25 protein-coding genes are annotated in these 26,456 nt (G+C 40.3%); 18 read left to right on the top strand and 7 right to left on the bottom strand.

The window, feature by feature from the left end; translation table 11 throughout:
• Position 1 precedes the first annotated feature (1 nt).
• The 3 genes from G626_RS0100975 to hslU all read left to right on the top strand — a co-directional run bounded on the left by G626_RS0100975 (position 2) and on the right by hslU (position 3,714).
• The gene (locus G626_RS0100975; protein ID WP_022930925.1) at positions 2-901 is read left to right on the top strand and encodes a tyrosine-type recombinase/integrase; all 900 of its coding nucleotides are present in this window, start codon (positions 2-4) and stop codon (positions 899-901) included.
• Between the two features lie 615 nt (positions 902-1,516).
• Positions 1,517-2,062 (top strand): ATP-dependent protease subunit HslV, encoded by a 546-nt coding sequence (gene hslV, locus G626_RS0100970; protein WP_022930924.1) that lies wholly within the window; start codon positions 1,517-1,519, stop codon positions 2,060-2,062.
• Between the two features lie 116 nt (positions 2,063-2,178).
• On the top strand, positions 2,179-3,714 hold the full coding sequence (hslU, locus tag G626_RS0100965; RefSeq protein ID WP_022930923.1) for an ATP-dependent protease ATPase subunit HslU: 1,536 nt from the start codon (positions 2,179-2,181) through the stop codon (positions 3,712-3,714).
• Between the two features lie 33 nt (positions 3,715-3,747).
• Here hslU and G626_RS0100960 read toward each other — a convergent pair whose 3' ends face one another.
• Together G626_RS0100960 and G626_RS0100955 are read right to left on the bottom strand one after the other, a co-directional pair.
• On the bottom strand, positions 3,748-4,746 hold the full coding sequence (locus G626_RS0100960) for an NAD-dependent epimerase/dehydratase family protein (RefSeq protein ID WP_022930922.1): 999 nt from the start codon (positions 4,744-4,746) through the stop codon (positions 3,748-3,750).
• 80 nt (positions 4,747-4,826) lie between these two features.
• A complete protein-coding gene (locus G626_RS0100955; RefSeq protein WP_022930921.1) occupies positions 4,827-6,011 on the bottom strand; it encodes an iron-containing alcohol dehydrogenase in 1,185 nt (394 codons plus the stop codon).
• 176 nt (positions 6,012-6,187) lie between these two features.
• On the opposite strand from G626_RS0100955, the gene G626_RS14910 reads away from it, so the two are divergent.
• From G626_RS14910 to fliE, 4 genes are all read left to right on the top strand, one after another.
• The gene (locus G626_RS14910) at positions 6,188-6,895 is read left to right on the top strand and encodes a PrsW family glutamic-type intramembrane protease (protein WP_022930920.1); all 708 of its coding nucleotides are present in this window, start codon (positions 6,188-6,190) and stop codon (positions 6,893-6,895) included.
• An 81-nt stretch (positions 6,896-6,976) separates the two neighbouring features.
• Entirely contained in the window at positions 6,977-7,393 is a 417-nt protein-coding gene (flgB, locus tag G626_RS0100945) for a flagellar basal body rod protein FlgB (protein ID WP_022930919.1), read from the top strand.
• Between the two features lie 10 nt (positions 7,394-7,403).
• The gene (flgC, locus tag G626_RS0100940; RefSeq protein ID WP_022930918.1) at positions 7,404-7,862 is read left to right on the top strand and encodes a flagellar basal body rod protein FlgC; all 459 of its coding nucleotides are present in this window, start codon (positions 7,404-7,406) and stop codon (positions 7,860-7,862) included.
• 71 nt (positions 7,863-7,933) lie between these two features.
• On the top strand, positions 7,934-8,326 hold the full coding sequence (gene fliE / locus G626_RS0100935) for a flagellar hook-basal body complex protein FliE (protein ID WP_022930917.1): 393 nt from the start codon (positions 7,934-7,936) through the stop codon (positions 8,324-8,326).
• Positions 8,327-8,433: 107 nt separating this feature from the next.
• Here fliE and G626_RS0100930 read toward each other — a convergent pair whose 3' ends face one another.
• From G626_RS0100930 to G626_RS0100915, 4 genes are all read right to left on the bottom strand, one after another.
• Positions 8,434-9,141 (bottom strand): hypothetical protein, encoded by a 708-nt coding sequence (locus G626_RS0100930; RefSeq protein ID WP_022930916.1) that lies wholly within the window; start codon positions 9,139-9,141, stop codon positions 8,434-8,436.
• Complete coding sequence (locus tag G626_RS0100925) at positions 9,128-9,844, bottom strand: hypothetical protein (protein ID WP_033421515.1); 717 nt, start codon at positions 9,842-9,844, stop codon at positions 9,128-9,130. Before G626_RS0100925 ends, G626_RS0100930 begins: the two co-directional genes overlap by 14 nt.
• A gap of 1 nt (position 9,845) precedes the next feature.
• On the bottom strand, positions 9,846-10,307 hold the full coding sequence (locus G626_RS0100920) for a hypothetical protein (protein ID WP_156003122.1): 462 nt from the start codon (positions 10,305-10,307) through the stop codon (positions 9,846-9,848).
• 61 nt (positions 10,308-10,368) lie between these two features.
• Positions 10,369-12,969: a hypothetical protein gene (locus G626_RS0100915; protein WP_022930913.1), complete on the bottom strand. Its 2,601-nt coding sequence runs from the start codon at positions 12,967-12,969 to the stop codon at positions 10,369-10,371.
• A gap of 175 nt (positions 12,970-13,144) precedes the next feature.
• Here G626_RS0100915 and G626_RS0100910 point away from each other — a divergent pair, with 175 nt between their 5' ends.
• The 10 genes from G626_RS0100910 to fliJ all read left to right on the top strand — a co-directional run bounded on the left by G626_RS0100910 (position 13,145) and on the right by fliJ (position 23,647).
• Positions 13,145-13,777 carry a TM1812 family CRISPR-associated protein gene (locus tag G626_RS0100910; protein ID WP_022930912.1) on the top strand — a complete coding sequence of 211 codons (633 nt, stop codon included), beginning with the start codon at positions 13,145-13,147 and terminating at the stop codon, positions 13,775-13,777.
• Positions 13,778-13,782: 5 nt separating this feature from the next.
• Positions 13,783-14,760, top strand: a complete 978-nt coding sequence (locus tag G626_RS0100905) for a hypothetical protein (protein WP_022930911.1) — start codon at positions 13,783-13,785, stop codon at positions 14,758-14,760.
• A 74-nt stretch (positions 14,761-14,834) separates the two neighbouring features.
• Positions 14,835-15,245 (top strand): hypothetical protein, encoded by a 411-nt coding sequence (locus G626_RS0100900; protein WP_022930910.1) that lies wholly within the window; start codon positions 14,835-14,837, stop codon positions 15,243-15,245.
• Positions 15,246-15,267: 22 nt separating this feature from the next.
• Positions 15,268-16,776 (top strand): DnaJ domain-containing protein, encoded by a 1,509-nt coding sequence (locus G626_RS0100895; protein WP_022930909.1) that lies wholly within the window; start codon positions 15,268-15,270, stop codon positions 16,774-16,776.
• Positions 16,777-16,801: 25 nt separating this feature from the next.
• On the top strand, positions 16,802-17,776 hold the full coding sequence (locus G626_RS0100890; protein ID WP_022930908.1) for a vWA domain-containing protein: 975 nt from the start codon (positions 16,802-16,804) through the stop codon (positions 17,774-17,776).
• A gap of 143 nt (positions 17,777-17,919) precedes the next feature.
• Entirely contained in the window at positions 17,920-19,623 is a 1,704-nt protein-coding gene (gene fliF / locus G626_RS0100885; RefSeq protein ID WP_022930907.1) for a flagellar basal-body MS-ring/collar protein FliF, read from the top strand.
• Between the two features lie 3 nt (positions 19,624-19,626).
• Positions 19,627-20,739 (top strand): flagellar motor switch protein FliG, encoded by a 1,113-nt coding sequence (gene fliG, locus G626_RS0100880; RefSeq protein ID WP_022930906.1) that lies wholly within the window; start codon positions 19,627-19,629, stop codon positions 20,737-20,739.
• A gap of 22 nt (positions 20,740-20,761) precedes the next feature.
• The gene (gene fliH / locus G626_RS0100875; protein ID WP_022930905.1) at positions 20,762-21,694 is read left to right on the top strand and encodes a flagellar assembly protein FliH; all 933 of its coding nucleotides are present in this window, start codon (positions 20,762-20,764) and stop codon (positions 21,692-21,694) included.
• Positions 21,695-21,718: 24 nt separating this feature from the next.
• Positions 21,719-23,137, top strand: a complete 1,419-nt coding sequence (locus tag G626_RS0100870) for a FliI/YscN family ATPase (protein WP_022930904.1) — start codon at positions 21,719-21,721, stop codon at positions 23,135-23,137.
• A gap of 93 nt (positions 23,138-23,230) precedes the next feature.
• Positions 23,231-23,647, top strand: coding sequence for a flagellar export protein FliJ (gene fliJ / locus G626_RS0100865; protein ID WP_022930903.1), 417 nt, complete (start codon positions 23,231-23,233; stop codon positions 23,645-23,647).
• Positions 23,648-23,747: 100 nt separating this feature from the next.
• Here the strand turns inward: fliJ and G626_RS0100860 are convergent, their stop codons facing one another.
• Complete coding sequence (locus G626_RS0100860) at positions 23,748-25,415, bottom strand: nucleoside kinase (RefSeq protein ID WP_022930902.1); 1,668 nt, start codon at positions 25,413-25,415, stop codon at positions 23,748-23,750.
• A gap of 290 nt (positions 25,416-25,705) precedes the next feature.
• Between G626_RS0100860 and G626_RS0100855 the strand changes: the two genes are divergently transcribed.
• The gene (locus G626_RS0100855; protein WP_022930901.1) at positions 25,706-26,449 is read left to right on the top strand and encodes a YebC/PmpR family DNA-binding transcriptional regulator; all 744 of its coding nucleotides are present in this window, start codon (positions 25,706-25,708) and stop codon (positions 26,447-26,449) included.
• Positions 26,450-26,456 lie beyond the last annotated feature (7 nt).

The following is a 26,456-nucleotide window of genomic DNA, read 5'->3' as shown; positions in this document are numbered from 1 at the left end:
TATGACTTTACACGAGCTGACAGATGAATTTCTTTTGTATCTTGGGGCGGTTAGGGGGCTTTCTGACAATACTGTGAAGGGCTATGGCAATGACCTGTCTTTGCTGCAGGAGTTTCTGACTCCGACTCTGGAAGTAAAGTCAATTACCCGCGAAAATCTTATGCTTTGCATAGGGCAGCTTTCTAAGCAGAAAAAGTCGGCGGCTACTGTCAACCGTTTTATTGCGGCGGTGAGAACTCTTTTTGCCTATGCAAAGAAGATTGGTTATATTGAAAAAAATCCGGCTCTGGAAATGAAGACTGTGAAGCTGCCTAAGCGCATGCCTAACTTTATGACGACAAATGAGGTGAACGAACTTTGCGCTGAGCCTGTAAAGGATGAGCTTTTGTGGGCCAGCCGCGACCATGCGCTTTTTCTTATGCTTTATTCTTCGGGCTGTCGTGCCAGCGAAATTGTTGGATTGAAACTTAGTGATTTTATGGATGGCGGCCGCTCGGCTATTGTTACCGGAAAGGGCAATAAGCAGCGTAAGGTGTATTTTGACCTTGAGGCCAGAAAGGCGCTTGCTGAATATCTTGCGGACAGGAAAAAGGTGCTGGCGGAAAATAAGGTGGAGCCGGCGCCGCGGGAATTGTTTATTAATCAGAAGGGTGGTGCGCTTACGACCGGTGGGCTGCGCTACATTTTGAACCGCTATTCCGGCGTGGAAGGAACAAATCATCATATTAATCCGCATGCCTTCCGCCACACTTTTGCTACAACTATGCTGGGGAATGGGGCGGATGTGCGCATGGTTCAGGAGATGCTGGGGCACAGTTCAATCAGCACAACTCAGCGCTATACTCACATAACAACTGAAAAATTAATTGAAACTTACAATAAGGCACATCCGCATTCGTAAGTGTGTAGGCTTTCCTTAGTTGATGGAAAGAAGTCTGTATTTCAATTGGAATTTTCCGTCAAAACAAAGGATATGACCAGTTTTGATGGAATAAAATACTGAAAGATGAAGTCTGAGAATATGAAAGTTCCGTCAAAAATGCTTTGTATGTTTGTTTTGACGGAATGTCTTCAGTGATTTTATTAAGATTTACAGGAATTAAAGCCAAAAAACTTTATTTATTTCCGTCAAAAACTTGCTTTTGCAGAGATTTGACGGAAGAAACGCCGGATATACAAAGAAAAATCACAGAATGGATCCGGCAAAAATCGCATAATCCAAGTTTTTGACGGAACTTTCGCGAAAAAATAATCTGTTTTACACGATAAATGTTATATGAACTGCTGCGTTAGGGCATGGAGCCACCGAGCAGCCGCAGGCTGCGAAGGGCCACTGGACTGAGGAGCGAACGAAGTGAGCGACGAGGGAAGAGGCTGGAGCGTCAGCGGAATGGCGGAACGCCCGACCCGGCGGCGGAACGAAGTGGAGCCGGCGGGGAACGCCCGGAATATTCAAATATTTTTTCTAACTATTTTTTATTTGCCCTTTGACGTCTAAATCATTATATTTTAACTTATGGGAAATAAAACAAAAATCAGAAGTACGACTATTCTTGCTGTCCGCAGAAACGGGCAGGTTGCTATGGCTGGCGATGGCCAGTGTACTTTGGGCGAGACTGTTTGTAAGGGAAACTCTCGCAAGGTTCGGAAAATTTATGACGGAAAGATTCTCACCGGCTTTGCGGGCTCTGTGGCAGACGCTTTTACTCTGCTTGACCGCTTTGAAGCCAAGGTGAAGGAATATAACGGCGATATCATGCGCTCGGCTGTTGAGCTTGCCAAGGCCTGGCGTACAGACCGCACTCTGCAGAAGCTCGAGGCTATGCTCCTTGTTGCCGACAAAAAACAGATTCTTTTGATTAGCGGCGATGGTAACGTTATTGAGCCTGAGCACGACGCGATTGCAATCGGCAGCGGCGGAAATTACGCTTATTCTGCGGCCCTTGCTTATCTTGATTCTTCGGATTTGAGCGCTAAGGAAATAGCCGAACGTTCGCTTAAAATTGCCGGCAGCATCTGTATTTACACAAATCAGAATTTGACTGTTGAGACGCTTGAGTAGCAAGGTGGGGGAAGTCTCCCCCTCGCTCGCACTGCGTTGCTCGCTACCCCTTCTAACGGGGGCCAGCCCCCGTAACGCCCCCGCATTTGTCGCGGGCTGAAAAGGAAATTACTTTTATGGAACAAATCGAAAACAAAACAGAACTTACACCAAAACAGATTGTAGAGAGACTGGACTCATATATCATCGGACAGGAAAAGGCAAAGCGTGCCGTTGCAGTTGCACTTCGTAACCGCTTCCGCCGTCTTAAGCTGCCGGAAGAAATCCGCGATGAAGTTGCTCCAAAAAATATTTTGATGATTGGACCAACAGGTTGTGGTAAAACTGAAATTGCCCGCCGTCTTGCAAAGCTCTGCGGTGCTCCTTTCCTCAAGGTTGAAGCTACAAAATATACCGAGGTCGGCTACGTTGGCCGCGACGTAGAAAGCATGATCCGCGACCTTATGGCTGTAGGCTACAATGACGTAAAGGCCGAGATGGAAGAGCAGCTGCGCGAGAAGTCTGTCAGCGTTGTTGAAGAAAAGCTTCTGGACCTCCTGCTTCCTGGAACTGACAAAAAAGACGACAAGAAGTCAAAGAGCGACAGCGGCTCAGACGGCAAGATGGAAATCAAACCTCTGGGATTTTTGACTCAGCCTAATCCTAATGAAATTACAATTGATTTGAACAAGGTTGCTGCTGATATGCAGGAGGCTTTGAATCAGGCAAATCAGGCCGCTGCAGAACAGCAGAAGGCCGACGAAGATGCCGCAGAAAAAGAACGCGAAAATCATACCCGCGAAAAGTTCCGCCAGATGCTTCGCGAAGGCAAGCTGGAAGACCGCGAGGTTGAAATGGTTGTTCACCGCCCTCAGGGAATGCCTAACATGGAAATCATTGCCGGTGGCAGTATAGACGACCTTCAGAACAGTATGCAGGGAATCTTAAATATGATGAACGGCCAGGGCCGCGGTAAAAAGCGCAACATCACTGTAAAGGAAGCCCGTAAGATTCTTACCGAAGAAGTTCTGGACAATATGGTAGATCACGACAAGGTTGCCGACGAAGCAAAGAAGCGTGTAGAGCAGAGCGGAATTATCTTTATTGATGAAATTGATAAGATTGCCGTTCACGGTGAAAGCCACGGACAGGATGTGAGCCGCGAAGGTGTTCAGCGCGATATTCTTCCGATTGTAGAAGGCAGCAACGTAAATACAAAGTTCGGTGTGGTTGATACAACTCACATTCTTTTTATTGCGGCCGGTGCTTTCAGTGTTGCCGCTCCTAGTGATTTGATTCCGGAACTTCAGGGCCGTTTCCCGCTTCGTGTTGAGCTTGATTCCCTTCACAAGGATGATTTTAAACGCATTCTCAGCGAGCCAAAGAACAGTCTGATTATGCAGTATACATCACTGCTTGAAACAGAAGGTGTAAAGCTCGACATCACAGAGGACGCCCTGGACCGCATGAGTACAGTTGCAGAAGAGGTAAATGCCAGCGCTGAAAATATCGGAGCCCGCCGTCTGCACACAATCATGGAAAAGGTTCTTGCTGACATCAACTTTGAAGCAGACGAACACAAGGGCGAAACAATCAAGATTGATGCCGCCTACGTTGACGAAAAGCTCGAAGGCATCAGCCAGAATCAGGATTTGAGCAGATACATTCTCTAGAAGAAAGTGGTTTCGATACGCCCTGCGGGCTACTCAACTACCGGCTTTACAGATTATCTCATCGCACCACTTGTCAAAATCCGGGTCTTCTACCTGGCATTCGGGGTGGGCGAGAACGTATTCTATTGTCTCTCTGATTCCCTGATCAGCACGCTTTGTTGCGACAAAATCCGGTACCAGGCTCTTCAACTTACTGCAGTCAAAAACAACTGAGTTTGCTTTATCTCCAATCAAACTTCCTGTGAAGTCATAATTTGAATGAGCAGCAAGGTAAGCTGATGAGACATACACCGGCTTAAGCTCAACGCCAAGCGCTGCCGCAATACACTGGTAAATCTGATTCCAGGTTAGGCTTTCATCGCTCATAATCTGAACCGCTTCGCCGATTGCATGAATGTTTCCCATAAGACCGACAAAGCCTTTTGCAAAATCAGAGTTGTGTGTAATAGTCCAGAGGGAAGTTCCGTCCCCGTGAATAATCACAGGCTTTCCTTCCTTAATTCTCTTTACAACCTGCCAGCTTCCCTTGTCGCCGTGAACTCCCAATGGCACCGACCTCTCATCATAAGTATGACTTGGGCGGATAATTGTAACAGGGAAGTTCTCCTCTCGGTAAAGTTTCATCAGATAATCTTCGCAGTCAATCTTATTGCGGGAGTATTCCCAGTAAGGATTTGCAAGCGGAGTTTTTTCGCTGATGATATAGTTGCTACACGGCTTCTGGTATGCCGAGGCAGAGCTGATATACATAAACTGGCAAACCTTGCCCTTAAGCAGACGGTAATCTCGTTCCAGCTGCTGCGGAACAAAGCCGATAAAGTCGCAGGCAACGTCAAAGGTCATGCCGGCGAGCTTTGCGCTTGCGGCCGCCTCATCATTTATATCAACAGTAATAAAATGTGCGCCCTTGAGACGCGGGTCATTATTGCGGTTTCCTCTATTAATAAGGTAGAGCTCCCAGCCTTTTTTCAGCAGCAGCTTTGAAATTGCCATGCTGATTGTGCCGGTTCCGCCGATAAATAATGCTTTCATAAAATCTCCATTTGTCATTCTGAACTTGTTTCAGAATCTTTTTTGATAGATCCCGAAACAAGTTCGGGATGACAGTATAATTATAAACTTGCCTTTGCCGCAATCTTATAGATTTCTGCAATGTCATCAGAAGACAGCTGAACAAATCCGCCGGTTCTGCCGCCTTCTGGCAAACCAAACTTCTTTACGAGGGTAGGAATATCTTCTTCCTTAGCACCGAGCTCTGCAAAATTAATCGGCATTCCGATACTGTGCAGGAACTGGCGGAAAAACTTGATACCCTCGCGGGCAGTTCTATCCGGTTCGGCAAAATCCATTTTGCAGCCCCAGACTCTTGTTGCCCACTGAGCAAAACGCATTACATCGTGCTTGTAAACAAAATCCATCCAAGCAGGCATAATTACCGCAAGACCGGCACCGTGAGCGCAATCGTACAAACCGGAAAGCTCATGCTCAATTCCGTGGCTGTTCCAGTCCTGGTCGCGGCCAACACCAACGATGTTATTGTGAGCAACCATTCCGGCCCACATGATGTTAGCGCGGGCTTCATAATCATTTGCGTCAGTAATTACTTTAGGAGTTTCGTGGATCATTGCCATCAAAACTGCCTCACACAAACGATCGGTAGTTTCTACATTCTTTGTGTTTGTAAAGTAACGCTCGCAAACGTGAGCCATAATATCAGTTGCACCACAGGCTGTCTGATAAGCAGGCAGAGTCTGTGTTAATGCCGGATTCAAAATTGAAAATTTCGGACGAATACATTCACCGCTGGCACCGCGTTTTACCATTCCGTCTTTTTTAGTGATTACAGAGTCGCCAGAGCCCTCGCTTCCCGCAGCCGCAATTGTCAAAACTGTTCCAACCGGCACCGCAGCCTTAGCCGCAGCCTTTCCGCTGTAAAAATCCCAGAAGTCGCCGTCGTAGCAAACGCCCATGGCAATAGCCTTGGCAGAATCAATTACAGAACCACCACCGACAGCGAGAATAAAATCAACTCCCTCACGCTTGCATAAATCAATTCCTTCATAAACAAGGTCGTCGAGCGGGTTAGGGTGAACACCACCGAGTTCAACAAACTCCACGCCGGCTGCCTTCAAAGACTCGCGCACACGTCCAAGCAAACCAGACTTTTCAGCAGATTTTCCGCCAAAGTGCAGAAGAACCTTGCTGCCACCAAACTCACGAACAAGTGCACCAGCCTGCTGCTCAGTATCTTTTCCAAAAACAAACTTAGTTGGACTATAAAATGTAAAATTATTCATCCCGAATCTCCTTAAAAAGCCTGCGTTTACGGCAATTTTCCCGTGTCTACGGTTATTTATATTTTGTACAATCATTTTACCCCAATTTCCGCAAAGTCAAAAATAAATCTTCTCTGATTAAATTGTATAAATCTATAAAAATTGACCACTGCAGCCCTTAGTTGTACAATAAAATCATGAAAGCTATTTTGTATTTTATTCTGATTCCAGCCCTTCTTCCTGTGTTTTTGATTTTGCGATATGTATATATGCTTGATAAAAACGAACGTGAACCACTTGGTTTTGTGCTAAAAGTTGTGGTTTGGGGAGCTGTATTCTCAATTCCCTGTGCCGGTGTAGAAAGATTTATGTTTTCTTTTATCAGCTCTTTTTACGATACAGAAACAATAAAATATGCCTGGATTGAGAATACTGTAGGAGTTGCTCTTGTAGAAGAATTCTCTAAATGGTTTGTTTTTATGGCTCTTGTATGGAAAAATAAGAATTTTGATTACAGATATGATGGAATTGTATATGCAGTTTCTGTATCTCTTGGATTTGCAGCCCTTGAAAACATTTTATATATAGTTTCTTATGGTACTGGAGTTTCTCTAGGCAGAGCACTTTTTGCAATACCGGGCCATGCTACATTCGGAGTATTTATGGGCTACTGGCTAAGCCGGGCAAAAAACTTCTGGCTCGATAACAAAAGGCTTCGTATGAAAATCTGTAAGCTTTTTGCCTTAGGTATTCCAATGTTGATTCACGGATTTTATGATTTTCTGCTTTCAGAGCAAATTGCAGCAGCAGGACTTCAGCAGGCATTTTTTATTTATGTTATTCTGCTTGATTTCTTTGCCTGGCGGGTAATTAAGCATGAATTCCGTACAGACCGTATGTTATAAATCGTCAAAAATTTACTAATCCTTTTTCTCCAGATTCCGAAAATCAAGTAGATGTAAACAAATTTTCTGGAGGATAGAAAAGTGAATAGTTTTAGTCGTTCAATCGACCTGCTTCAGCGCGAGATGAATGTTGCAAACTTGCGCTATCAGGTTACTGCAAATAACCTTGCAAACAGTGAGGTTCCGAACTTTAAGCGTTCTACTGTTAATTTTGAAAGTGAACTTAAGCGTGCTTTTGATTCAGAAGAAGCCGCTAAGAATGCTTTTCATCTTACAACTACAGATCCACGTCACATTCAGATAAACACTCCTTATGATTACCGCGAAGTTGAGCCTCGCCGTGTATTAGATTACACAACAACATCAAAGGCTAACGGAAATAATGTGGATGCTGAATACGAAGCTAACAATATCCTCCAGATTCAGATGCAGTACCGCCTGCTCACACAGCTCACAGATTTTGAGTTTGACCAGGTTAACACAGCAATGAAAAAATAGGAGGTAAGTTATGGGAATGTTCACAAGTATAAATATCGCCGCCACTGGAATGAGTGCTGAACGCCTCAGAAGTGACGTAATTTCAGACAATATCGCAAATGCAAGCACAACCCGCACACAGGATGGAGGCCCCTTCAAAAAATCTACCGTTGTAATGCGCCCGGTTGCAGATGATAATCCACAGTGGAGAACTCCTTTTACTCCTGCCAGCCTCGATAATGGTCCGGGCCGTGGTGTAAAAGTTCTGGAAATCACAAAGGATACATCAGAAGGCCGTCTTGTTTATGACCCGACACATCCGGATGCATATCAGAGTGGACCTCATAAAGGTTATGTAGAATATCCAAACGTAAATATCGTAAACGAAATGGTAGACCTCATTTCTGCTTCCCGTGCCTACGAGGCCAATGCAACAGTAATCGACGGCGCAAAAGATATGTTCAGTGCAGCTCTGGAAATTGGCCGCTAACGTACGTTCGTTAGTTTTTAGGTGTACAAAATCAAGTTGATGTTGTACAATTAAGAGTGAGGGGAATAAAAATGAAGATTCAGGATTTCAATACATTTCAGTTAACACGTACACATGAGGCACATTACGGCCAGGGTAAAATCCAGCCGCTTACACAGAATGCACCTGGAATGTCTCCAATTCAGAAAATCCAGCGTGCAGAAAAGAATACAGAGGCCGCTTCCATTCAGCCTGCAAATCAGACAAAATCTTTTCAGTCATATCTTTTAGATGCTCTTGAATCAGTTAATACCCAGCAGCTTGATGTAAATAAGGTTCAGGAAAAACTTATTACAAATCCGGATGATGTAAACGTAGCAGACGTTACAATTGCAATGGCAAAAGCCCGCATGAGCTTAAACCTCGCGCAGACCGTAATCGACCGTCTTGTTACCGGCTGGAATGAAATAACTACTACAAGATAAAAAATAGACCCCGAAGCAAGTTCGGGGTGACGCGGAATGCTTCGTTCCCACCGAACAAAGCTTTTTTTTACACGTCATTGCGAGCACGAAGTGCTTAGCAATCTATGTCAGGCTTTTTTAATCACCTTTTTATAAAAGACACTGGCCGCAAAGAAAAGGATCATAAGCGTAATTATAAACTTAACTGCACTCCAGATGTAACACCAGATTGTACTTACACTGGATGAGCCCCAGGATGAAAGTTCTCTGCGTCTCTTCTGTTTTTCGTAAAGCTTTGCTGCTTCTTCAATCAAATCATCAGAAATCTTTCTTCCCAGAGAATCATAAAAGGCTACCGGATATTTATTAAGAGCAGAGTTGACTTTGTATTCCGGCCATGCATAGTAGTAATAATAATCTCTATCTTCCGATAAACCTCTTTTGATAAGAGGCATTATAGCGTCATCAAGGTTCGTAATTTCTTTTGATTTTTCCTGTTCAATAAAAAGCTTTTTAGCTTCGGGACGAATCTCGTTTGAAACACGACGGTTGAAATCATCATAGTACTTACCATAGTCAGTCTGGCGTAGAGGCATTTCAATTTCTTCTACGGAACTAACAATTTCTTCACCCTTTGAGTAGCGGGAAACGAGACCATTTGCATCATCATAAGGCTGATCTGGATTATCAGCTTTTATGATTGCCGAAAAATGTCCTTCTACACCAGCTGATCCTTCCGGATTATAACGACCTGCAGCAAAAGCATTTGTGCTTGCTGTAATTATAAGTGCAAGGAACATAATCACTATTTTTGTAAGAAAATTATTCTTTTTCATTTTTCACATCTCCTGTGTTTGTATTTTCAAAAATGACACGGTGGGCATCATCTTTTTCTATTTTGATGTTTTCTCGATTAGAAATAGTCTTAAGAAACGAGCTACATTCTTCTTTCTGATAAAAGTATTCTTCGTAATTGTTTCCTGCGTTACGGAAAAGTTTTGAAGCGGATTTCAGATTATATAAATCATCAGCGGCCAGAAGGAGTTTTGCTCCGGCTTTACCTTCATCAGTTTTAAATAAATGCAGACAATAAATGCCAACGGATTTTCCGGCTTCTTCCAAAAGCTTAAAAAGTTTCATCCATTCAGTTTTGTCTTTCACTTCTGTTGTAAGACTCGGGCATTCAAAAAAAGAAGTGATGGAATAATAATTGTTGAATTTTACATTCAGACTAGAGGGCATAGGATATGTGGAATTATTTTCAGCCTCGCAGAGAGAATACAGCTCCAGAAGAGATTTATTCGGCATAAAGCCTTCCTTTGTAATCTTAATTCCAAAATCAAAATAATCATTCGAAAAAGAATCCTTAATCAGCAGAATATCATTTCCAAACTTAAGATTATTGATTGTATGCTCAAAAATCATTTCTGCATCCGTAGATAAAAGAGATTCTTCAGAATCATAGTTAGAAGTCCAGTTAGAACCATACTCTCGAAGGTAAAGAACATTATCCTTCATTCCAATAAAGTGATTTTTCAATTTAGTTTGCTCCATCCTTTTCTTTTGCTTCAAAATACTTTCTGATTTTCCAGGCTATGAAGTCTGCTTTTTTTTCATCTGAATATTGCGCTACAATTTCCCCGTTAAAGATTTCTTTCCCTTCAATTCTGATTGCACAGTTTTTTCCAGCCGGAAAGTTCGCCGTTGCAATAGAAATGCTTGGAAGAATGTAATCCAGGCTCCATAAATCAAAACGCAGGTCTTTGAGTTTTTCTACCAGCAGCTTTGTTACCATTTTCATCTCGTAAGAAAAAACTACATAGTCGCGTCCCATGGTATTCAGCTGGCTTTCCAGAAAATCAACTTTGGGCAAATCCTTTTTAGGGAAAAGCTTTGCGTAAAACTCACTTAATTTGACTGCTACGACAATAACCACAGCAATCCCAACTCCAATAGCGGCCCCAACGCCAACCCAGGTTAAAGTGATTAATAATGTGTTCATGTAATTGTATAGGGGAGGAAGTGAAAAAAGTTGACAGTAAAAAAAAGAAAAATATAAAAAATTATACTTCTTTTGAAAGTTTATAAGTTACAGAAGCTATATAAAGCAGAATTTGCGTTTTATGCTCAATAAGAAAGTCAATGGAATGGCTGTTAAAGTCGGGCTCGTAGGTTAGAAAGATGATATTTAAAAGACGGGAAAGTCTTTCCATTAAATATTCATTTCTGGATATTTCACTGCTGTAATCAAGTTTATCATTTTGTTTTATCCTTGCGGCAAATTCTTCAATAACAGATATTGTAATTTCATCTGGCTCAGCCTCTTTAATTTTCATTATTAGAGAAGCAAGTGTTTTACATTCTTTTCTGATGCTTTCAGTGCAAACTTCATTCATGGAAGAGAATAGTACGTTTTGTGCGATGAAGTTTTTTATTTTATCATCAATATACCTTTTTGAATCAGAATCAAGATATAAGAGAATATCTGCAAGTGTAAGCAGAAGGTCCTTATATTTTTCAGGTTTTAAAAGTTCCTTTATTGTTCTGCTTGTACCGTTGTGAACATAATTGTTCCTATCCAGATAAAGGTAACGGGTATACATTGCATTCTTGTTGGTTTCCCTATAATTTTTCAGGATTCGATTTTTATCATCAGAATATAAAACATCTCCTGATTCATTAAATAATCTGCATTCTATTATGTTACGACAAAAGAATTTTTCTCCGTATTTTTGGATGAACACTTCCGTATTGAAAGGATAAATGCTCTGGTAAATAGCGGGAATCCAGAAACCTCTGTCCAGGTCTTTTATTTTTTTCTGATTGTCTAATGCATCCTGATTGTAACATTTTTCTTTTTTATCAAAATAAACAGGAAATTTTTCCTTCTGGACTTCACGCAGATGGTTCAATATTGCAATGATATTTTCCTTAAATTCAGGCTCTGTTCGTGAAAATCTGAAAAGTAGTTCAACTAAAAGTGAATTATCTTTCAAATCAGATATATTCAGAATGTTATCATCAAATGCAATTTCATTATTTGAAAAATTTGAAGGATTCAAATGATTCTTCATTGCATTCCAATTTAAAATAAATTTTAATTGTTGTTTCCACCAGAAAGGGTTGCGATATGTAACAGCCAGATTAAAAGGAATCTTTAATTGCTGAATTGTTTGCAATATTTCTGGTTTCTGAAAATCCATAAACGGATGAAAGCAGGTGGTAAAGTCTAAGGCCGAATCATTAAGTATATTTTGATTTTTTAACCAGCTTTCAAACTGATGCTCTTTATCTTTTGATTCACTGTTTGCATAACCACATATTTCCCAGAACATGAAGAAAAGCATCTGTTCTAAAAGTGTAGTTTTATCTGTCCATGTAACTTCATCAGGTTGAGTCTTGTTTGTGTTCTCAATTTGATCCAGAAGTTTATTCATGAGTCCTGTATTTTCAATCTCTTTTGGGGTATAAAAAATAGTCTTTACATCATCAAAAGACATTTCTTTCAAAAGCATATAAAGACAGATTGCTACCCCGTGTTCGAGGTTCAAGGTTTTGCTATAAATGCTTTCTTTTCCATAAAGATTTTTTCCGAGTTCCTGTTGATTTTCTTCGCTGATGCTTTTAAATACGGAGATTGCTTCCTCAAAAAGTGCCAGTGCACTTTCATTATGCAGTTTTGTGTGTTCCGGAACTTTGAACATTCCATAAGGAGTTTGCTGCATAAGGAAGATTTTGTTTTCTTTCCGGGAATTTTCCTGGCGCATTCTTCTTTTGTTATAAAAAACACGTTCAAATAAAATGAGCCTCATTTTATTCTCTTCTGTTGGATTCAAATTATTTTCCAGGGAAAGGAGAATTTCAAGACTTCGTGAAACAGTTTGGAATTCCGATAAAATGCCTTTTCTTATTTTTGTTTTAATAGTTTGTCCGTTATTTGTTATAACTGTTATTTCATCATCAGATTTTTCTTTCTTTTCGGCGATTTTTGTATAGATAAAAGGAAGGTCAGTATAAAAATATCTTCGCTCTGAAAAATCAATATTTATAAAATTTGAAAAAAAACGTTCCATCTCAAGATTAAAGCGGTTCAGTCTTTCGTTTTCAGGTATAAGAATATAATAATTAAGAAGATCAATAATAGTCTTAATATCATTATCTGGAAAATCAAAGCAAAGCCCCATAATGGTAAAATATAATCCAAAACAAATAGAAAGATTAGCTTGTGTAAATCTTCCGTTTGCAATTGAGCGCAGATTTATTGGAATATGTTGGTAATTTGGATATTTGCCGGAAGAAAAATCAATAAGAAATGTAGAAGTAAAATCAATATCATCCAAAAAAGGAATCTTATTTCCATTGCTTTCGAGTCTAGTTGCTACCATATCAATCCAAAGTGACATATCGTCATTGAAATAGTTTTTACCTTCATTTGAAATAAGATAACAAAGCTCTTTCCTAAACCAATCCGATTTATGATGATTTGTAAGGAGTGCAAGCTGAGTTCCCAAGCCTAGAAGAGACAGCTTTTCAAAATAATTACTGATATCATTTTCAATAAGAATATGTCGGATTTTGTTAGTAATTGTATAAAAATCATCTTTGTTGAAAGTAGTAAATTTATTTTTTAATTCTGAAAAAAGCGATATTATGTCTTCTGTCATTTTTTTTCCTGTTCTTTTATGATAAATTATAAAACTTTTTTTAGGAAAATCAATTTAATAAAAAAAAGTAAACTGTCAACATTTAAAGAAATCACTAATATATATAAGGTAGAATGTTATTAAAATTGTTTATAAAATATAATTGTGTTAGCATGTTATTTGTGAGGTAAATTAAATGAAAAAAATTGTATTTGTATCCTTGATGATGGCTGATAAAATGGAGAAGAGACACTACCCGGTCGATGGAAATAAATTTATTGAATATCCAGGAAAAGTTTATTATGCAATCAATGCAATTCTTGCACAAACCTTAAAATCAGATGATGAAGTAAAGATCCTTTTACTGGAAACAAAGGCTGGAGAGCAGGCCGGTGAAAAAAATGCAAAATTTTTTGAAGATGAACTTAATGAAATCAATAAGAAAAACAATATTGGTGCAAAAATTACCTATGAGAGAATTTCTTCTGATTTTATAGTTTCGAAAGACAAATACAATTCCCTATTCATGAAGTTGATCAAAAATTTTGAAGGAGAAGAAAAATTGTATGCAGACATTACCTTTGGACCAAAATCTCTGCCTCTGGTAATCTTCAGTGCGTTACAATTCGGTGAGAAATTTTATGAATGTTCAATTGGAAATATAATCTATCTGAAAACTGAGTTTGAAAAAGGTAATGAAATAAAAGCAGACAGTCAACTTATTTGCGATTATACCCCTTTGTACCAGTTAAATAGTTTTATAACAACCATGCAGTCTTCTTCCGGCGATAAAGCAAAGAAAGCTTTTGAAATTCTTTTTAGGGAATAATTGATATGAATAAAACAGATATTTTTGACAATATCAACAACTTATATTCAGAATATCAATTTCTTTATGAAAAGAAGCTCGATAATTATGAACAATACTATATTGCTTTTGAAACGGAGAAGAACAATTTATTTCACGCAATTTTAAAACTGTATTGTAAGAGTGATAATAGTGATAGCTGGGATTTTATCGATATAATTACTGAAACAATAGATTCTGCACTGGAAAAATTTCCGGAATATTTGAAAAAAAATCAAGATAAAAAGCAGAATGAGCTTACTTTCAGCCAGTATGTTTGTGTAAAAATTAATAACTGCCTGAGTAAAGCAAAAAGTATTCAGATTGCGGAAAATAATACCGGTGGAAGTAAAATTACAGAACACGAAGCCAGAATGATTCGTGCAATAAAAAAAGATTTTGAAAATCTTAAGAGCTTTAATCTAACAGAAGAAGATTTAATTGAGGAAATATCATTGAGACAAGGTATAGGAAAAAAAACAGTTAGAAAATATTTGCCGCTTATACGTAATAATACCAAGTCTATAAATGATATTTTTTTGGAAGTGACATCAAATTCTATTACTCCAGAAAATGAATTATTTGTTAGTGAGGTACAAGCTGGCCATTCTAAGCTTTTACCGAAAGTTCTTGAAGCAATGGAAAGACAACATAACCAAAACGATAAAATGGAAAGTCAGGTTCTTACGGTACATCTGCTTAAAAATTTTAAGAACGACAAAAAGGCTGCTCTTAAAAATGATTTAGATTTTTTAAAAACTCATAAAGAAATTTATGAATTACTTAAAAACTATCACTTTATTGATAAAGAAATATTAATCAGCTTTTTCGAAGATATTAATTATTCTCTTAAGACTGATAAATCAATTGAAGATGAAAACGGAATGGAAAAAGGTTCTGCAAACCACAAATGGAATAGATTCATTGAGAAAATGAAAAAAGAAAATCCTGAGTTAGAATATTAAAAAAATTAAAAATAATCTGTCAACTTTTCAAAACTTCACCCCTATTAATAAGTATGCAAACAATAGGGGGACGTATGAAATACTACGAAATTAAAGTTAAATGCGGACATGTTGGAAAGAACAATTATTATGTTGGAACTTTGTATCTGTATGGAGAGAACGGTCGTGAGGCAGCAGCCTATGCACGTCGTCATCCAAGAGTAAAACATGACCAAAAGGATGCAATTCTTTGTGTAAAAGAAATTTCTCATGAAGCCTATTTGAAAGGTAAATCTGATACCAGAAAATCAGTTTACTGGACAAGTACATGTATCCAGCAGCAGCGCATGTTCTGCCCTGAGCTTGCAAATCAGGTTCTGCAGGAAGACAAGAAAAAATCACAATACAGAAAAAATCATTCTCTAAGAAAAAATTATAACGCCTTTGACCCGATGTACAGCGAATATTCAAGGTATCACGGAAGAATTGAAACAGCTGCATTGTAAACTATTTAAGGAGTAGAAAAAAATGAAATTCGATTTTTGGAACAATAAAAAAAGAAAACTTGAAGCTCAGCAGAAAGAAATCCGTCAGGAAAGAGAACAGTCAAAACGTGTAAAGCGAACGGAAAGAAATCTTACGAAATCCCTTGCCGTAAATCTTAGGACTATTGGATTGCTTAATGAATCAATAAAGTCTGAAAATTCTTTACAGGAGAACATTCATACTTTCAATAAACAGGTTGCAGATTTTCAAAAGAAAGTCGATGAGAATCAGAGCTTGCAGCATAAGCTTCAGGATGAACAAAGTCGTTTGAGTTCCTGGGAAGAGGAGTTAAAAAATCAGGCCGAAGCGATCCGTAAGGAGGAAATGACGCTTCATATAAGAAGAGAGAGCGTAAAAAAAGAAGAACAGAGAATTGAAAAGAAAGATTCTGATTTGGAGTCCGAAAGACAGAATATCAAGGTTGAAAGAAGCTCTATGAAAGAGCAGCTTTCAAAATCAGAAAAAGCTGAAAAGGAATATCTAAAAGAAAAAGAAACTTATGAAAAAAAGAAGCTTTCTTATGAAAATAAAATAACGGGGCTGGATGAAAGGGAAAACAAATGTAAGGCTCGGGAAGAAGAACTTTCTAGACGTTTCTGTGAACTTAATGAGAAAGAGCGAAGTTTTTCAACAGCAGAAAAAGCAATAAAAGAAGAATTTGTAAAAGAAAAAGAAAGATGGGAATCCGAACGTGCGGAAATTGAAAATAATCTCAATGAAAAAATAAAAGAATATGACCGTAAAATGGCTGATATGGATGCATTAAAAGATACTCTGGATAACAGTACATTTGATGACAGTGAAGACGGTAAAAAAGCGAAAATCGTAGTAAAAGAATCTATTCGTGTTGCAACAAAAGTACTTGAAGATAGTCTCCAGAAATTTAAGGAGCTGGATGAAAAATATGCAAGTGGAACTTTCAAGGGATTTTCTGTTCCAATAGACGAAATCAGTCAGGTAATGGAAGAATTAAAAAATCAATATGCAGCAATAATAGAACATGCAGAATCAACTGGGCTTGATTTTTCTATCTGGATTAAAAAAATTGAGAATTCACTTCTTGAAGCAGATAAAAACTTTAAGTCATTCTTATTTGCTGAATGTTATAGAAATGCCCTTGAAGGATTGAGTTACTGTAATGGTTATGCAGATATCATTAACATTCTTAATGAATATGCTGGATCTGCAGAAAGCAGTTATGATACTTCTTCTGAAGAATCTGAATGGGAAGATTATTATGAGTTTTTGTTTGGTGATGATTTTGATTGCAATTTTGATTACAGTCAGCTCAATGAAAAAGTATTAAAAAAGCAGTATAGGAAAATGGCAAAAAAATATCATCCTGACACAGCCCCTGATGATAAGAAGGAGGAATACACAGACAAAACAACGCATTTAAATGAGATATGGGAAATCCTTTCAGATTCTGAAAAGAAAACTGAATATGATAATACTTATCGTGAAAAAAGAAATTCGCGCGAGGCTGCATAAACTATAATAAAGGAGAACAATAATTATGAATACAAGTGATATAAAAGTTGAAAACAAATTTAATCTTCCTGCTCTTAAAACTGCTGGCTGTGGTATTGTAAAAAAGCCGGAATCAAAAAACTTAAAGGCATTTGATACAGCTGCCATAAAAAAGCAGGCTAAAGTAAATGATATTCTGATAAAGGAGTCAATAAAACAACAGATGCACAAAGAACAGCAGATGCATAAGGGGCTGGATTTGGTACTTATGGGAGACCTTACAGGCTCAATGAGTAATTATCATAGTATTCTGAAATCAAAGTTTAAGGAAATCTGCGAAACTCTGTTTCCGCTTATTCCAAATCTTCGTATTGGTATAATTTTTTATTTGGATCATGGAAGCGGAGACCCATATATTACAAAAGTACAACCTTTGACTGTAGATATTCAGAAACTGGAAAACTTTATTACTTCAACATCCGATGGAAGTGGTGGAGATTCCGACGAGGCTGTTGAAGATGCCTTACAAGATGCTCTTGTGATGAATTGGAATGAAATCAATGTACATTCTGTTGTACTTTTTGGAGATGCCCGGCCGCATGAAGCTTGCAATTGTCCTTATCAGCATGATTATTTTAATATAACCCGAGAGCTTTTTTCAAAGCAGATTACTGTAAATACTGTTTACTGTTCATCGTATTATGATTACAGAAAAATTGCTTCTTTGTATGAAGTAGATATTGGTGACTTTGGACATAGGATTTCGCGTCTTAGTGATGTAGAATTTTTTTCATGGCTTGCAAATGTTACTGGTGGGGTAGCAATAGGTGCAGAACAGATTGATGATATTGTGGATATTATTAAAGCGATGGCAGCTAAAGATGCCGGAAAAATTGACGAACTGGAAAGAGAAGAATTGAAAATTTCACGTCGGCCTATACCGGCACTAATACATATTAAAGAGCGTGCTAAGTTTATTGAGAATAAAAGGAAGATTTTAGGAATTACAGGAAGTGTGTAACTAACTAACAGTCATTAATTATAACTAACTATCATTCATTATTTTTTCGTTTGCATTATTTTACTTCCTATGTTATACTTAATTAAATTTAGTATGTAAATTTGGTAAAAATTTCTTTAAAATTCGTTCACGGGAGGGGTCAGATGAACGAATGGCTTAAAAAGGTTACCGAGTCGGCCAAAAAGATGTGGTCGAACTGGAAACCGATTCAAAAAGTCATATTATTTGGCATAATTGTAATTGTAATAGTTGTCATAATTGCGTCAGTGAAGCTTTCTGCAAAGCCTTCTACTGTCCGTCTTTTTAATGCTCCTGTAACAGATCAGAATTCTCTAACTCAAATACTCGACCGCCTCTCACAGGAAAATGTAAATGCCTACACAAACGATGCAGGTTATATTTCAGTAGATGACGATAAAACTGCCCGCCGCATGCGAGAGATTTTGATTTCTGAAAATCTTGTTCCTTCATCAGTTGACCCTTGGGCAGGTTTTTATGACAGAAGCTGGTCTACAACCGATGCAGACCAGAATGTAAAACTTAAAAATACAATTCAAAGACAGTTAAAACAGCATATTGAAGCAATTGCCGATGTTCAGCTGGCAGATGTAAATATTGTTTTACCGGAAAATCAGCTTTTTTCTGCTGATCAGAATCCTGTTACTGCAAGTGTTATTCTTAAAACTACCCCTCAGAGTAACCTTTTGCAGGACAGAAAGCGTATTCTTGGTATTCAGCGTCTCATTCTTTCTGCTGTAGAAGGTTTGCGCGAAGAAAATCTTATAATCACTGATGTCGATGGAAATCAGATTAATGATTTTGAAGGCATGGCAGAAAGTGACCGTGTAAGCATTATCGAAAAGCAGCAGAAACTTATCCGTAAACAGGAAGTTGAGCTTCGTGCAAAAATCCTCAAAGCTCTTCAGAGAACCTTCCGAGAAGACCGCTGCCGCGACATGAACGTTGCAATCGAAATGGATATGTCTCAGAAGACCAGCGAGTCTAAAGAGTTTTCTCCAATCGTTATTAAGCCTGATAATCCGGATACTCCTTATGATGATTCTGAATACCGCGATTATCTTCCTCGTTCAAGTCAGACTGTAACAAAAGAATGGCAGGGAACAGGTTATAATCCGGAAGGACCTGCCGGTGTAGAAGGTCAGACACCACCTGTTTATTCTGATATGTCAAATGTTATTGGAAAATCTACAGAAACCGGTGTGTCACAGAATAACGAATTAAACGAAAAAACAACTCAGGAAATATCTTCTCCTAAAATCGATAAGATTTCGGTTTCTGTCAACCTCGACGGAAAATGGAAGAAGGTAAAAGATAATAACGGAAATCTCATAATCGAAGATGGTGCAATCAAACGCGAATATACTCCTGTTTCTCCGGAAGAAATTGCAGAGGCTGTTCGCCTTATTCAGGGTGCTATCGGTTATGACAGAAGTCGCGGAGACCGAGTAGAGGTAACTAACATTGCCTACGACCGCGATGACGAGTTTGAAGCAGAAGATGCAGAATATTTTGCAGCAATTCAGCGCCGCAGAACAATTCTTCTTATTCTTATTGCAATTGTTGTTGTTCTTGTCGGCTTTATTCTCTTCCGCATTATCAGCAAGGAAATGGAACGCCGTCGCCGCGAACGCGAAGCTCGTCTTCTTGCAGAACAGCAGGCAGCCCGCGAACGCGCTCTCTGGGAAGCAAAGGACGACGGTATGGAAGTTACAATGTCTGTCGAAGAGACAAGACGTATGGAGCTTCAGGAAAATGCAATCTCAATGGCAAAGGAACATCCGGAAGATGTTGCAATGCTCATAAGAACATGGTTGATGGAGGAATAGTTTATGTCAGACGAAGCAACAGAAGCACCGAAATCAAATCCAAAGCCGGTACCAAAGCCTGGGCAGCTTAAGCCAGCAGGTTCTGGTTCATCATCAAAAAAAGGCAATAAGGATTATAAAAGTTTAACAGGTCGCCAGAAAGCCGCCATCTTCCTCATCTCGCTTGGACCAGAGGTTTCTGCCGAAATCATGAAGCATCTTCGTGAAGACGAAGTTGAAACCCTTACCTTTGAAATTGCGCGTCAGGAAAAAGTAAATCCTGAGTTTAAGGATGCCGTACTTGAAGAGTTCCAGGAGCTCATGAATGCTCAGAACTTCATCACAACCGGTGGTATCGACTATGCCCGCGAACTTTTGGAGAAATCTCTCGGTTCACAGAAAGCCATCGATATCATCAATCGACTTACTTCAAGTCTTCAGGTTCGTCCTTTCGACTTTATCCGCCGTACAGACCCGGCTCATCTTTTGAACTTTATTCAGCAGGAATATCCGCAGACTATTGCCTTGATTCTTGCTTACCTTGAACCAGGCAAGGCTGCTGTAATCATGCAGAACCTGCCGGAAGATATGCAGGCCGAAGTTTCTAAGCGTCTTGCAACAATGGACCGAACTTCACCTGATGTATTGCGCGACGTTGAACGCGTATTGGAAAAGAAGCTTTCTACACTGTCCAGCGAAGACTACACTGCTGCTGGTGGTGTTGAAGCAATCGTTGAAATCCTTAACCTTGTTGACCGTTCTTCTGAAAAGTCTATTATCGAATCTCTCGAAGAGGACGATCCGGATTTGGCAGAGGAAATCAAAAAGCGAATGTTCGTATTCGAAGATATCGTTATGCTCGACGACCGTGCTATTCAGAAGGTACTCCGCGACGTCGACCAGCAGGAGCTCGCAAAAGCGCTTAAGTCTGTTGATACCGAAGTACAGGATAAAATCTTCCGTAACATGTCTAAACGTGCCGCATCTATGCTTAAGGAAGATATGGAGTTCATGGGACCTGTCCGCTTAAAGGACGTTGAAGAGTCTCAGCAGAAGATTGTATCTATCATCAGACGTCTTGAAGACAACGGTGATATTGTTATTGCACGTTCCGGCGAGGACGAGCTTGTATCATAAAATTGTGCGAGGGTAGGAAGAGATGGCAAAAACTGTATTTCGTCCCGGCGAAGCAAAAAATATCGAAGAAAAAGTAATGCTTCCTCTTTATAAGGATTATTCTCCGATTGAAGAAGCTGTTGTAGAAGAGGAAGAAGAATACACCGGACCTACCGCCGAAGATTTGCGCCGCGAGGCAGAAGAATATAAGGCACAGTTTGAGCAGGAGAAGCAGCAGTTAAAAGCTGATGCCCAGAAAGAAGCTGAGCGTATTATTAAAGCCGCAGAAGATACTGCCTTTGCAGAAGTTAAACGCCAGACAGACCAGGCGGCTGTAATTAAGGCTGATGCTGAAAATGAAGCTGCTGCAATTGTTGAAAAAGCAAAAGCAGAGGCTGCTCAGATAGTAGCCGAGGCTAACGCCCAGCACGATAAGATTGTTTCAGAAGCCCGCAACGAAGGTTTTGAACAGGGAAGTAAGGAAGGCTTTGATAAAGGTTCTGCAGAAGTAGACCGCCTTATTGACCGCATGCATAAAATCCTCGAAGCTGTAATGCAGCGCCGTGAGGAAATACTCCAGGATACAGAAAGCCAGATTGTTGAACTTGTAATTTTGATGGCCCGCAAGGTTATTAAGATTCTTTCTGAAAATCAGAAGAATGTTATTATGGCAAATACAGTTGCCGCTTTACGCAAGGTAAAGACCCGCGGTTCTGTAACACTCCGTGTTAATATTGAAGATGTTAAGCTTACAACTGCTCATGCAGATGAGTTTATTCAGCATGTTGAAAATGTTCAGGGAATTACTGTTCAGGAAGATTCTTCTGTTGAAAAGGGTGGCTGTATCGTAGAAACTGATTTTGGCGCTATTGATGCCCGTATCTCAAGTCAGCTTACAGAGCTTGAAAATAAGATTCTCGAAGTTTCTCCTGTTAAAAATATCAAGCGGTCAGATCCTCTTACTTCGGCCGAGTAAAATAAGTAGAGCGGGGGTGGGACTGTGCGTTCTTCTTATACAGGTGAATTTAATTTTACAAAATATCTCGAAAAAGTTGTTGATGCAGAAACCATTTTGTACACTGGCCGGGTAACTGCAGTTAAAGGTCTTGAAGTAGAAAGTGAAGGACCGCGCTCGGTAATCGGCGAAATGTGTACGATAAAATTGCGCGACGGCAAAATGCTTCAGGCCGAGGTTGTCGGACTTGATGATAAAACTGTAAAGCTTGCACCATTTGGTGAAACTAAAGGAATTGAAGTCGGCTGTGAGGTTGTAGCATCCGGCCGAAGTCTTATGGTTCCGGTTGGTCCCAATCTTTTAGGCAGAATGATTAATGCTACCGGCCGCCCTTGTGATGATAAGGGCGAAATTGTTCCGGAGACCTATTATCCTGCTGTTGCAAATCCGCCATCTCCAAATGAAAGAACTGATATTAACCGCCGTATAACAACCGGTGTGCGTGCCATAGACTCATTGCTTACAGTTGGTAAAGGCCAGCGTCTTGGAATCTTTGCGGGCTCTGGTGTTGGTAAGTCAACACTACTTAGTATTATTGCCCGCAATACAGATGCTGATATAAACGTAATCGGTTTGATTGGTGAACGTGGCCGCGAGGTTCTGGACTTCGTAAAGCGTGACCTTGGCGAAGAAGGTATGAAGCGTTCTGTGTTAGTTGTGGCTACCAGTGACGAGCCTTCTATCTGTCGTCTCCGTGCCGCTCAAGTTTGTACAGCCGTTGCAGAATATTTCCGTGATCAGGGTAAAGACGTTATGCTGATGATGGATTCAGTAACCCGTTTTGCTCATGCCCAGCGAGAAATAGGACTTGCAAACGGTGAACCTCCTGCACAGAAGGGCTACCCGCCAAGCGTATTTGATATGATTCCAAAGCTGCTTGAGCGTTCAGGTACAAATCACAAAGGTTCTATTACAGCTTTCTATACCGTTCTTGTAGATGGTGATGATATGAATGAGCCTATTACCGATAAGGTTCGAGGAACTCTTGATGGTCATATTGTATTGAACCGCAAGTTAGCTCAGGCTTACCATTATCCGGCAATTGATGTACTTCAGTCTATTTCGCGTTTGTCAAAACGAGTAAGTGGTGCTCAAACTCGCAAGGCTGTTGGCCGACTCCGTACATGGATGGCAACATATTCTGATAATGAAACAATGATTACTGCCGGTATCTACCAGAAGGGGAACTCACCTGAGATTGACCAGGCAATAGACAAGCATATGGCAATAGAAGAATTCCTCAAGCAGGAAGAATACGAGCCTTGTCCAATGGCTGAAACTCTGAAAAAGCTTTCAGCTCTCACTGGAATTGAAATTCCGGAAGAAGAGTTTGTTGAGGCTCCTGCAATTGGAATTCCTACAACTGCACAGATTGTTGATGCAAATACTCCGGTGGTTGAGTAGCCCGAAGGGCGTATCGAAACCACCTTGTGAGCCGAATTTTGCGGTGGTTTCGATACGCCGCTACGCGGCACTCAACCACCGTATTATAAGTTTATGAAGAAATTTACCTTTGAACTCCAGAAAGTCCTAGAATTCCGCGACTTTGAAAAACAGCAGGCCGAAGGCGAGCTTGCGAAAGCCCTAGCCGTAGAAACCGAAATAAACGACAATCTCAAAAAAATAGCCCAGAACTATGCTGCAGTAAAAGCTCAGATGAAAGGTTCCCTGAATGTTCAGGACTTTATGGCCCAGAGCCAGTACAACAATCTGCTCGAATATCAAAAAGAGGAACTTCTAAAGCAGCTTGCCCAGGCAAAGCTTGTTACCGAGCAAAAGCGCGAAGTCCTGCGAGAATGCATGAAAAAAACAACCGCCCTCGAAAAACTCCGCGAAAAGCAGCTTGCCGACTGGAAACAAGCCGCCGATTACGAAGAAGCAGAGCTCCTCGATGAAGTTAAAAATAAGTTATAGCGTGGTTGAGTAGCCCATAGGGCGTATCGAAACCACCCTATGAGCCGAAATTTATGGTGGTTTCGATATACCGCTACGCGGCACTCAACCACCGTATTTCCTAGTATTTAAACGCACTTCCTCCAATAAATTCTCTTATGATAGAACGTGGTGGTACTGCGCTTGGTGAGATTGTTGCAAAGTTCTCGAGGAACTGGAGCAGACGTCTTGCCTCTGCGTATTCCTTTTCCATTGGTGTAACCTGGCGGAGAAGTGGTGCTGCATAAACACGAAGTACAGACAACTCGTAATCCAGCGCTGTGTTCAAAACTGCATCCGCATTATTCTGGAACGGGAAGATGTGCAGCTCTTCACCGCGGCGAACACTTGGCCACATTTCGATTGTTCCCGCTGCAGGCTTTCCGCGGAAGTTGTTGTCGCGGACAATGCGGCGAATCAGGCGGTTATCGCTGGTTGAAATGCGGTTGTGGTCATCCAGGTTGAGCTGGGTGAGGGCAGAAAGGTAAATCTTAAACTTGAGCTCCGGTGCAACCTTTGGAGTAAGCTTATCGTTCAAACCATGGATTCCTTCGAGAATAAGAATCTCATTTTCTGCAAGGCGTAATTTATTCTTGTCCTCAAAATATGAAGTTCCTGTGTGGAAGTCGTAGCTTGGAATGATAACTTCTTTGCCATTGAACAAATCAACAAGCTGATTGTTCAAAAGCTCAATGTTCAGGGCTTCAAGGCATTCATAGTCAGGCTTACCATCTGCATCAAGCGGAGTTTTATCGTGGCCAACATAGTAGCAGTCGAGGCTGATTACCTTTGGCTGGTAGCCCATAGCCTGAAGCTCGAGGGCCAGCTTTTTAGCCGAAGTAGTTTTGCCGGAAGAAGAAGGTCCTGCAATCAGAACTACGCGGACAGTTTTCTTATCAACAATCTGAGAAGCAATCTTTGAAATATTCTTCTGCTGGTAGATTTCTGTGATTTCAATAAAATCATTAATCTTACGCTTACCAATCAGCTCGTTGAGGGAAGCTGCAGAAGTAACGTTCATTCTCTTTCCCCATTCCTTGTACTTGCTGTAAATCTCAAAGAGCTTTGGCTGGTCTTCAAACTTTGTAAGCTTGTCCGGATCAGAAGATTTAGGGAAGCGGAGAAGGAAGCCTTCGCCGTACTTCATCAATTCAAAAGTCTTAAGCACGCTTGTTGAAAGTACAAGAGGACCAAAGTACAAATCAGAAAAATCTCCAATCGAATTGATTTTGATTGTTGGAGTACAGTTGAACTTTATCTGCTTGCGGGTTTCTACAAGGTTGAGTTTTTCAAAAAGCTCTGCAGCCTTTGCGTAAGGAATTGTCTCTGTTGTGATAGGAATATCCTTTTCTACAAGAGCCTTCATCTCGGCAGTGAGCTGTTTGATTTCCTTTTCGGTAACCTTTTTAGCACCTTCGAGGGTGTAGTAGTAGCCGTAACCAAGGCTGTGGCCTACAAGAAGGCGGGCCTTAGGAAAAAGGTTGTGAGCAGCAGCGGCAAGTAAGAGGCAGAGAGAGCGGCGGTAAACAGCAGCTCCATCCTTTGATTTTGCTACAACCGGCTCAAGGGCTGCATCGTAAGTAAGAGGCATGTCCAGAGGGCAGATTTCGTTGCTGATTCTTACTGCATAGATTTCTTTATCCGGGATTCCAAAGTTTCCTGTAATTACCGAAACAGGTGTGCCGTATGGAACCAGTTTTTTAGTGATTTCTTTTTCGTCTTTTATAAATGTAATGCTGATGTCGTTCATGATAGATACCTCACAGTTGTTCGATTTTTTCTCCGATTCTTCTATTATAAAGGGTAAATTCTGATTTGTGAAATAAAAAAAACGGGGAAGTGCCCCAAGCGTGGAGCCATGCCGAAGGCAGCCACTGGAGCGAGCGAACGAAGTGAGCGAGTGAAGCGGCCGAGCGATTAGCGAGTGGCGGAAGGCGCCTTGGACTTTGATGCCGGGCCCATATAATATTGAATAAATTTTTCATTTGTGGTATTTTTAATAGATAAAATTAGTATTCTATTATATACAAGGAGTTCCTAATGTCAGGACATAGTAAATGGGCCACCATTAAACATGCAAAGGGTTTGGCCGATGCAAAGCGTGGTAAGATTTTTACCAAATTTATTAAGGAAATTTCTATTGCTGCACGTATGGGCGGTGGAGACCCTAACTCTAACCCTCGTCTTAGAACTGTAATTATTAAGGCTCGTGCTGCTAACATGCCTAAGGATAACATTGAACGTGCTATCAAAAAGGGTACTGGTGAAGACGGTGGAGCAGCATACGAAGAGTATCTCTACGAAGGTTACGCTCCTGGCGGAGTTGCTGTAATGGTTGAAGTTCTTTCTGATAACAAGAACCGTGCAGCTGCTGACGTTAAAAACATTTTTGCAAAGAACGGTGGAAACCTTGGAACTTCTGGTTCTGTTTCTCGTATGTTCCAGCGCAAAGGTACAATCGAACTTGATGCTGAAAAGGTAAACGAAGACGAAGTAATGGAAGTTGCTTTGGAAGCTGGTGCTGATGATATCGTAAACGAAGACGGAATTATCACTGTAACAACAACTCCAGATGCATTTACTGCTGTTGCTGAAGCTCTCCAGGATAAGGGCTATGAAACACTTTCTGCTGACGTAGGAATGGTTCCAGATGCTTATACTCCAGTTGATAAGGATACTGCTGCTAAGGTTCAGCGCCTCATCGACCGTCTTGAAGACAACGACGATGTTCAGAACGTATACCACACAGCTGAATATCCAGATGACTTTGAGCCAGAGGCTTAATTAATAC

The organism is Treponema bryantii NK4A124 (assembly GCF_000421345.1).
GTDB lineage: Bacteria > Spirochaetota > Spirochaetia > Treponematales > Treponemataceae > Treponema_D > Treponema_D bryantii_B.
The sequence above is the reverse complement of the archived record's forward strand: the minus strand, read 5'-3'. Positions and strand labels throughout refer to the sequence as shown.

Bases quoted from the DNA above. Each gene is read 5' to 3' on its own strand.
- G626_RS0100910 (WP_022930912.1), top strand. From the start codon at position 13,145: ATGAAAAAAATTGTATTTGTATCCTTGATGATGGCTGATAAAATGGAG.
- G626_RS0100895 (WP_022930909.1), top strand. From the start codon at position 15,268: ATGAAATTCGATTTTTGGAACAATAAAAAAAGAAAACTTGAAGCTCAG.
- hslV (WP_022930924.1), top strand. From the start codon at position 1,517: ATGGGAAATAAAACAAAAATCAGAAGTACGACTATTCTTGCTGTCCGC.
- G626_RS0100915 (WP_022930913.1), bottom strand. From the start codon at position 12,969: ATGACAGAAGACATAATATCGCTTTTTTCAGAATTAAAAAATAAATTT.
- G626_RS14910 (WP_022930920.1), top strand. From the start codon at position 6,188: ATGAAAGCTATTTTGTATTTTATTCTGATTCCAGCCCTTCTTCCTGTG.
- hslU (WP_022930923.1), top strand. From the start codon at position 2,179: ATGGAACAAATCGAAAACAAAACAGAACTTACACCAAAACAGATTGTA.
- G626_RS0100955 (WP_022930921.1), bottom strand. From the start codon at position 6,011: ATGAATAATTTTACATTTTATAGTCCAACTAAGTTTGTTTTTGGAAAA.
- G626_RS0100920 (WP_156003122.1), bottom strand. From the start codon at position 10,307: ATGAACACATTATTAATCACTTTAACCTGGGTTGGCGTTGGGGCCGCT.
- flgC (WP_022930918.1), top strand. From the start codon at position 7,404: ATGGGAATGTTCACAAGTATAAATATCGCCGCCACTGGAATGAGTGCT.
- G626_RS0100890 (WP_022930908.1), top strand. From the start codon at position 16,802: ATGAATACAAGTGATATAAAAGTTGAAAACAAATTTAATCTTCCTGCT.
- G626_RS0100960 (WP_022930922.1), bottom strand. From the start codon at position 4,746: ATGAAAGCATTATTTATCGGCGGAACCGGCACAATCAGCATGGCAATT.
- G626_RS0100975 (WP_022930925.1), top strand. From the start codon at position 2: ATGACTTTACACGAGCTGACAGATGAATTTCTTTTGTATCTTGGGGCG.
- fliJ (WP_022930903.1), top strand. From the start codon at position 23,231: ATGAAGAAATTTACCTTTGAACTCCAGAAAGTCCTAGAATTCCGCGAC.
- G626_RS0100855 (WP_022930901.1), top strand. From the start codon at position 25,706: ATGTCAGGACATAGTAAATGGGCCACCATTAAACATGCAAAGGGTTTG.
- fliF (WP_022930907.1), top strand. From the start codon at position 17,920: ATGAACGAATGGCTTAAAAAGGTTACCGAGTCGGCCAAAAAGATGTGG.
- fliG (WP_022930906.1), top strand. From the start codon at position 19,627: ATGTCAGACGAAGCAACAGAAGCACCGAAATCAAATCCAAAGCCGGTA.
- G626_RS0100930 (WP_022930916.1), bottom strand. From the start codon at position 9,141: ATGAAAAAGAATAATTTTCTTACAAAAATAGTGATTATGTTCCTTGCA.
- fliH (WP_022930905.1), top strand. From the start codon at position 20,762: ATGGCAAAAACTGTATTTCGTCCCGGCGAAGCAAAAAATATCGAAGAA.
- fliE (WP_022930917.1), top strand. From the start codon at position 7,934: ATGAAGATTCAGGATTTCAATACATTTCAGTTAACACGTACACATGAG.
- G626_RS0100905 (WP_022930911.1), top strand. From the start codon at position 13,783: ATGAATAAAACAGATATTTTTGACAATATCAACAACTTATATTCAGAA.
- G626_RS0100860 (WP_022930902.1), bottom strand. From the start codon at position 25,415: ATGAACGACATCAGCATTACATTTATAAAAGACGAAAAAGAAATCACT.
- G626_RS0100900 (WP_022930910.1), top strand. From the start codon at position 14,835: ATGAAATACTACGAAATTAAAGTTAAATGCGGACATGTTGGAAAGAAC.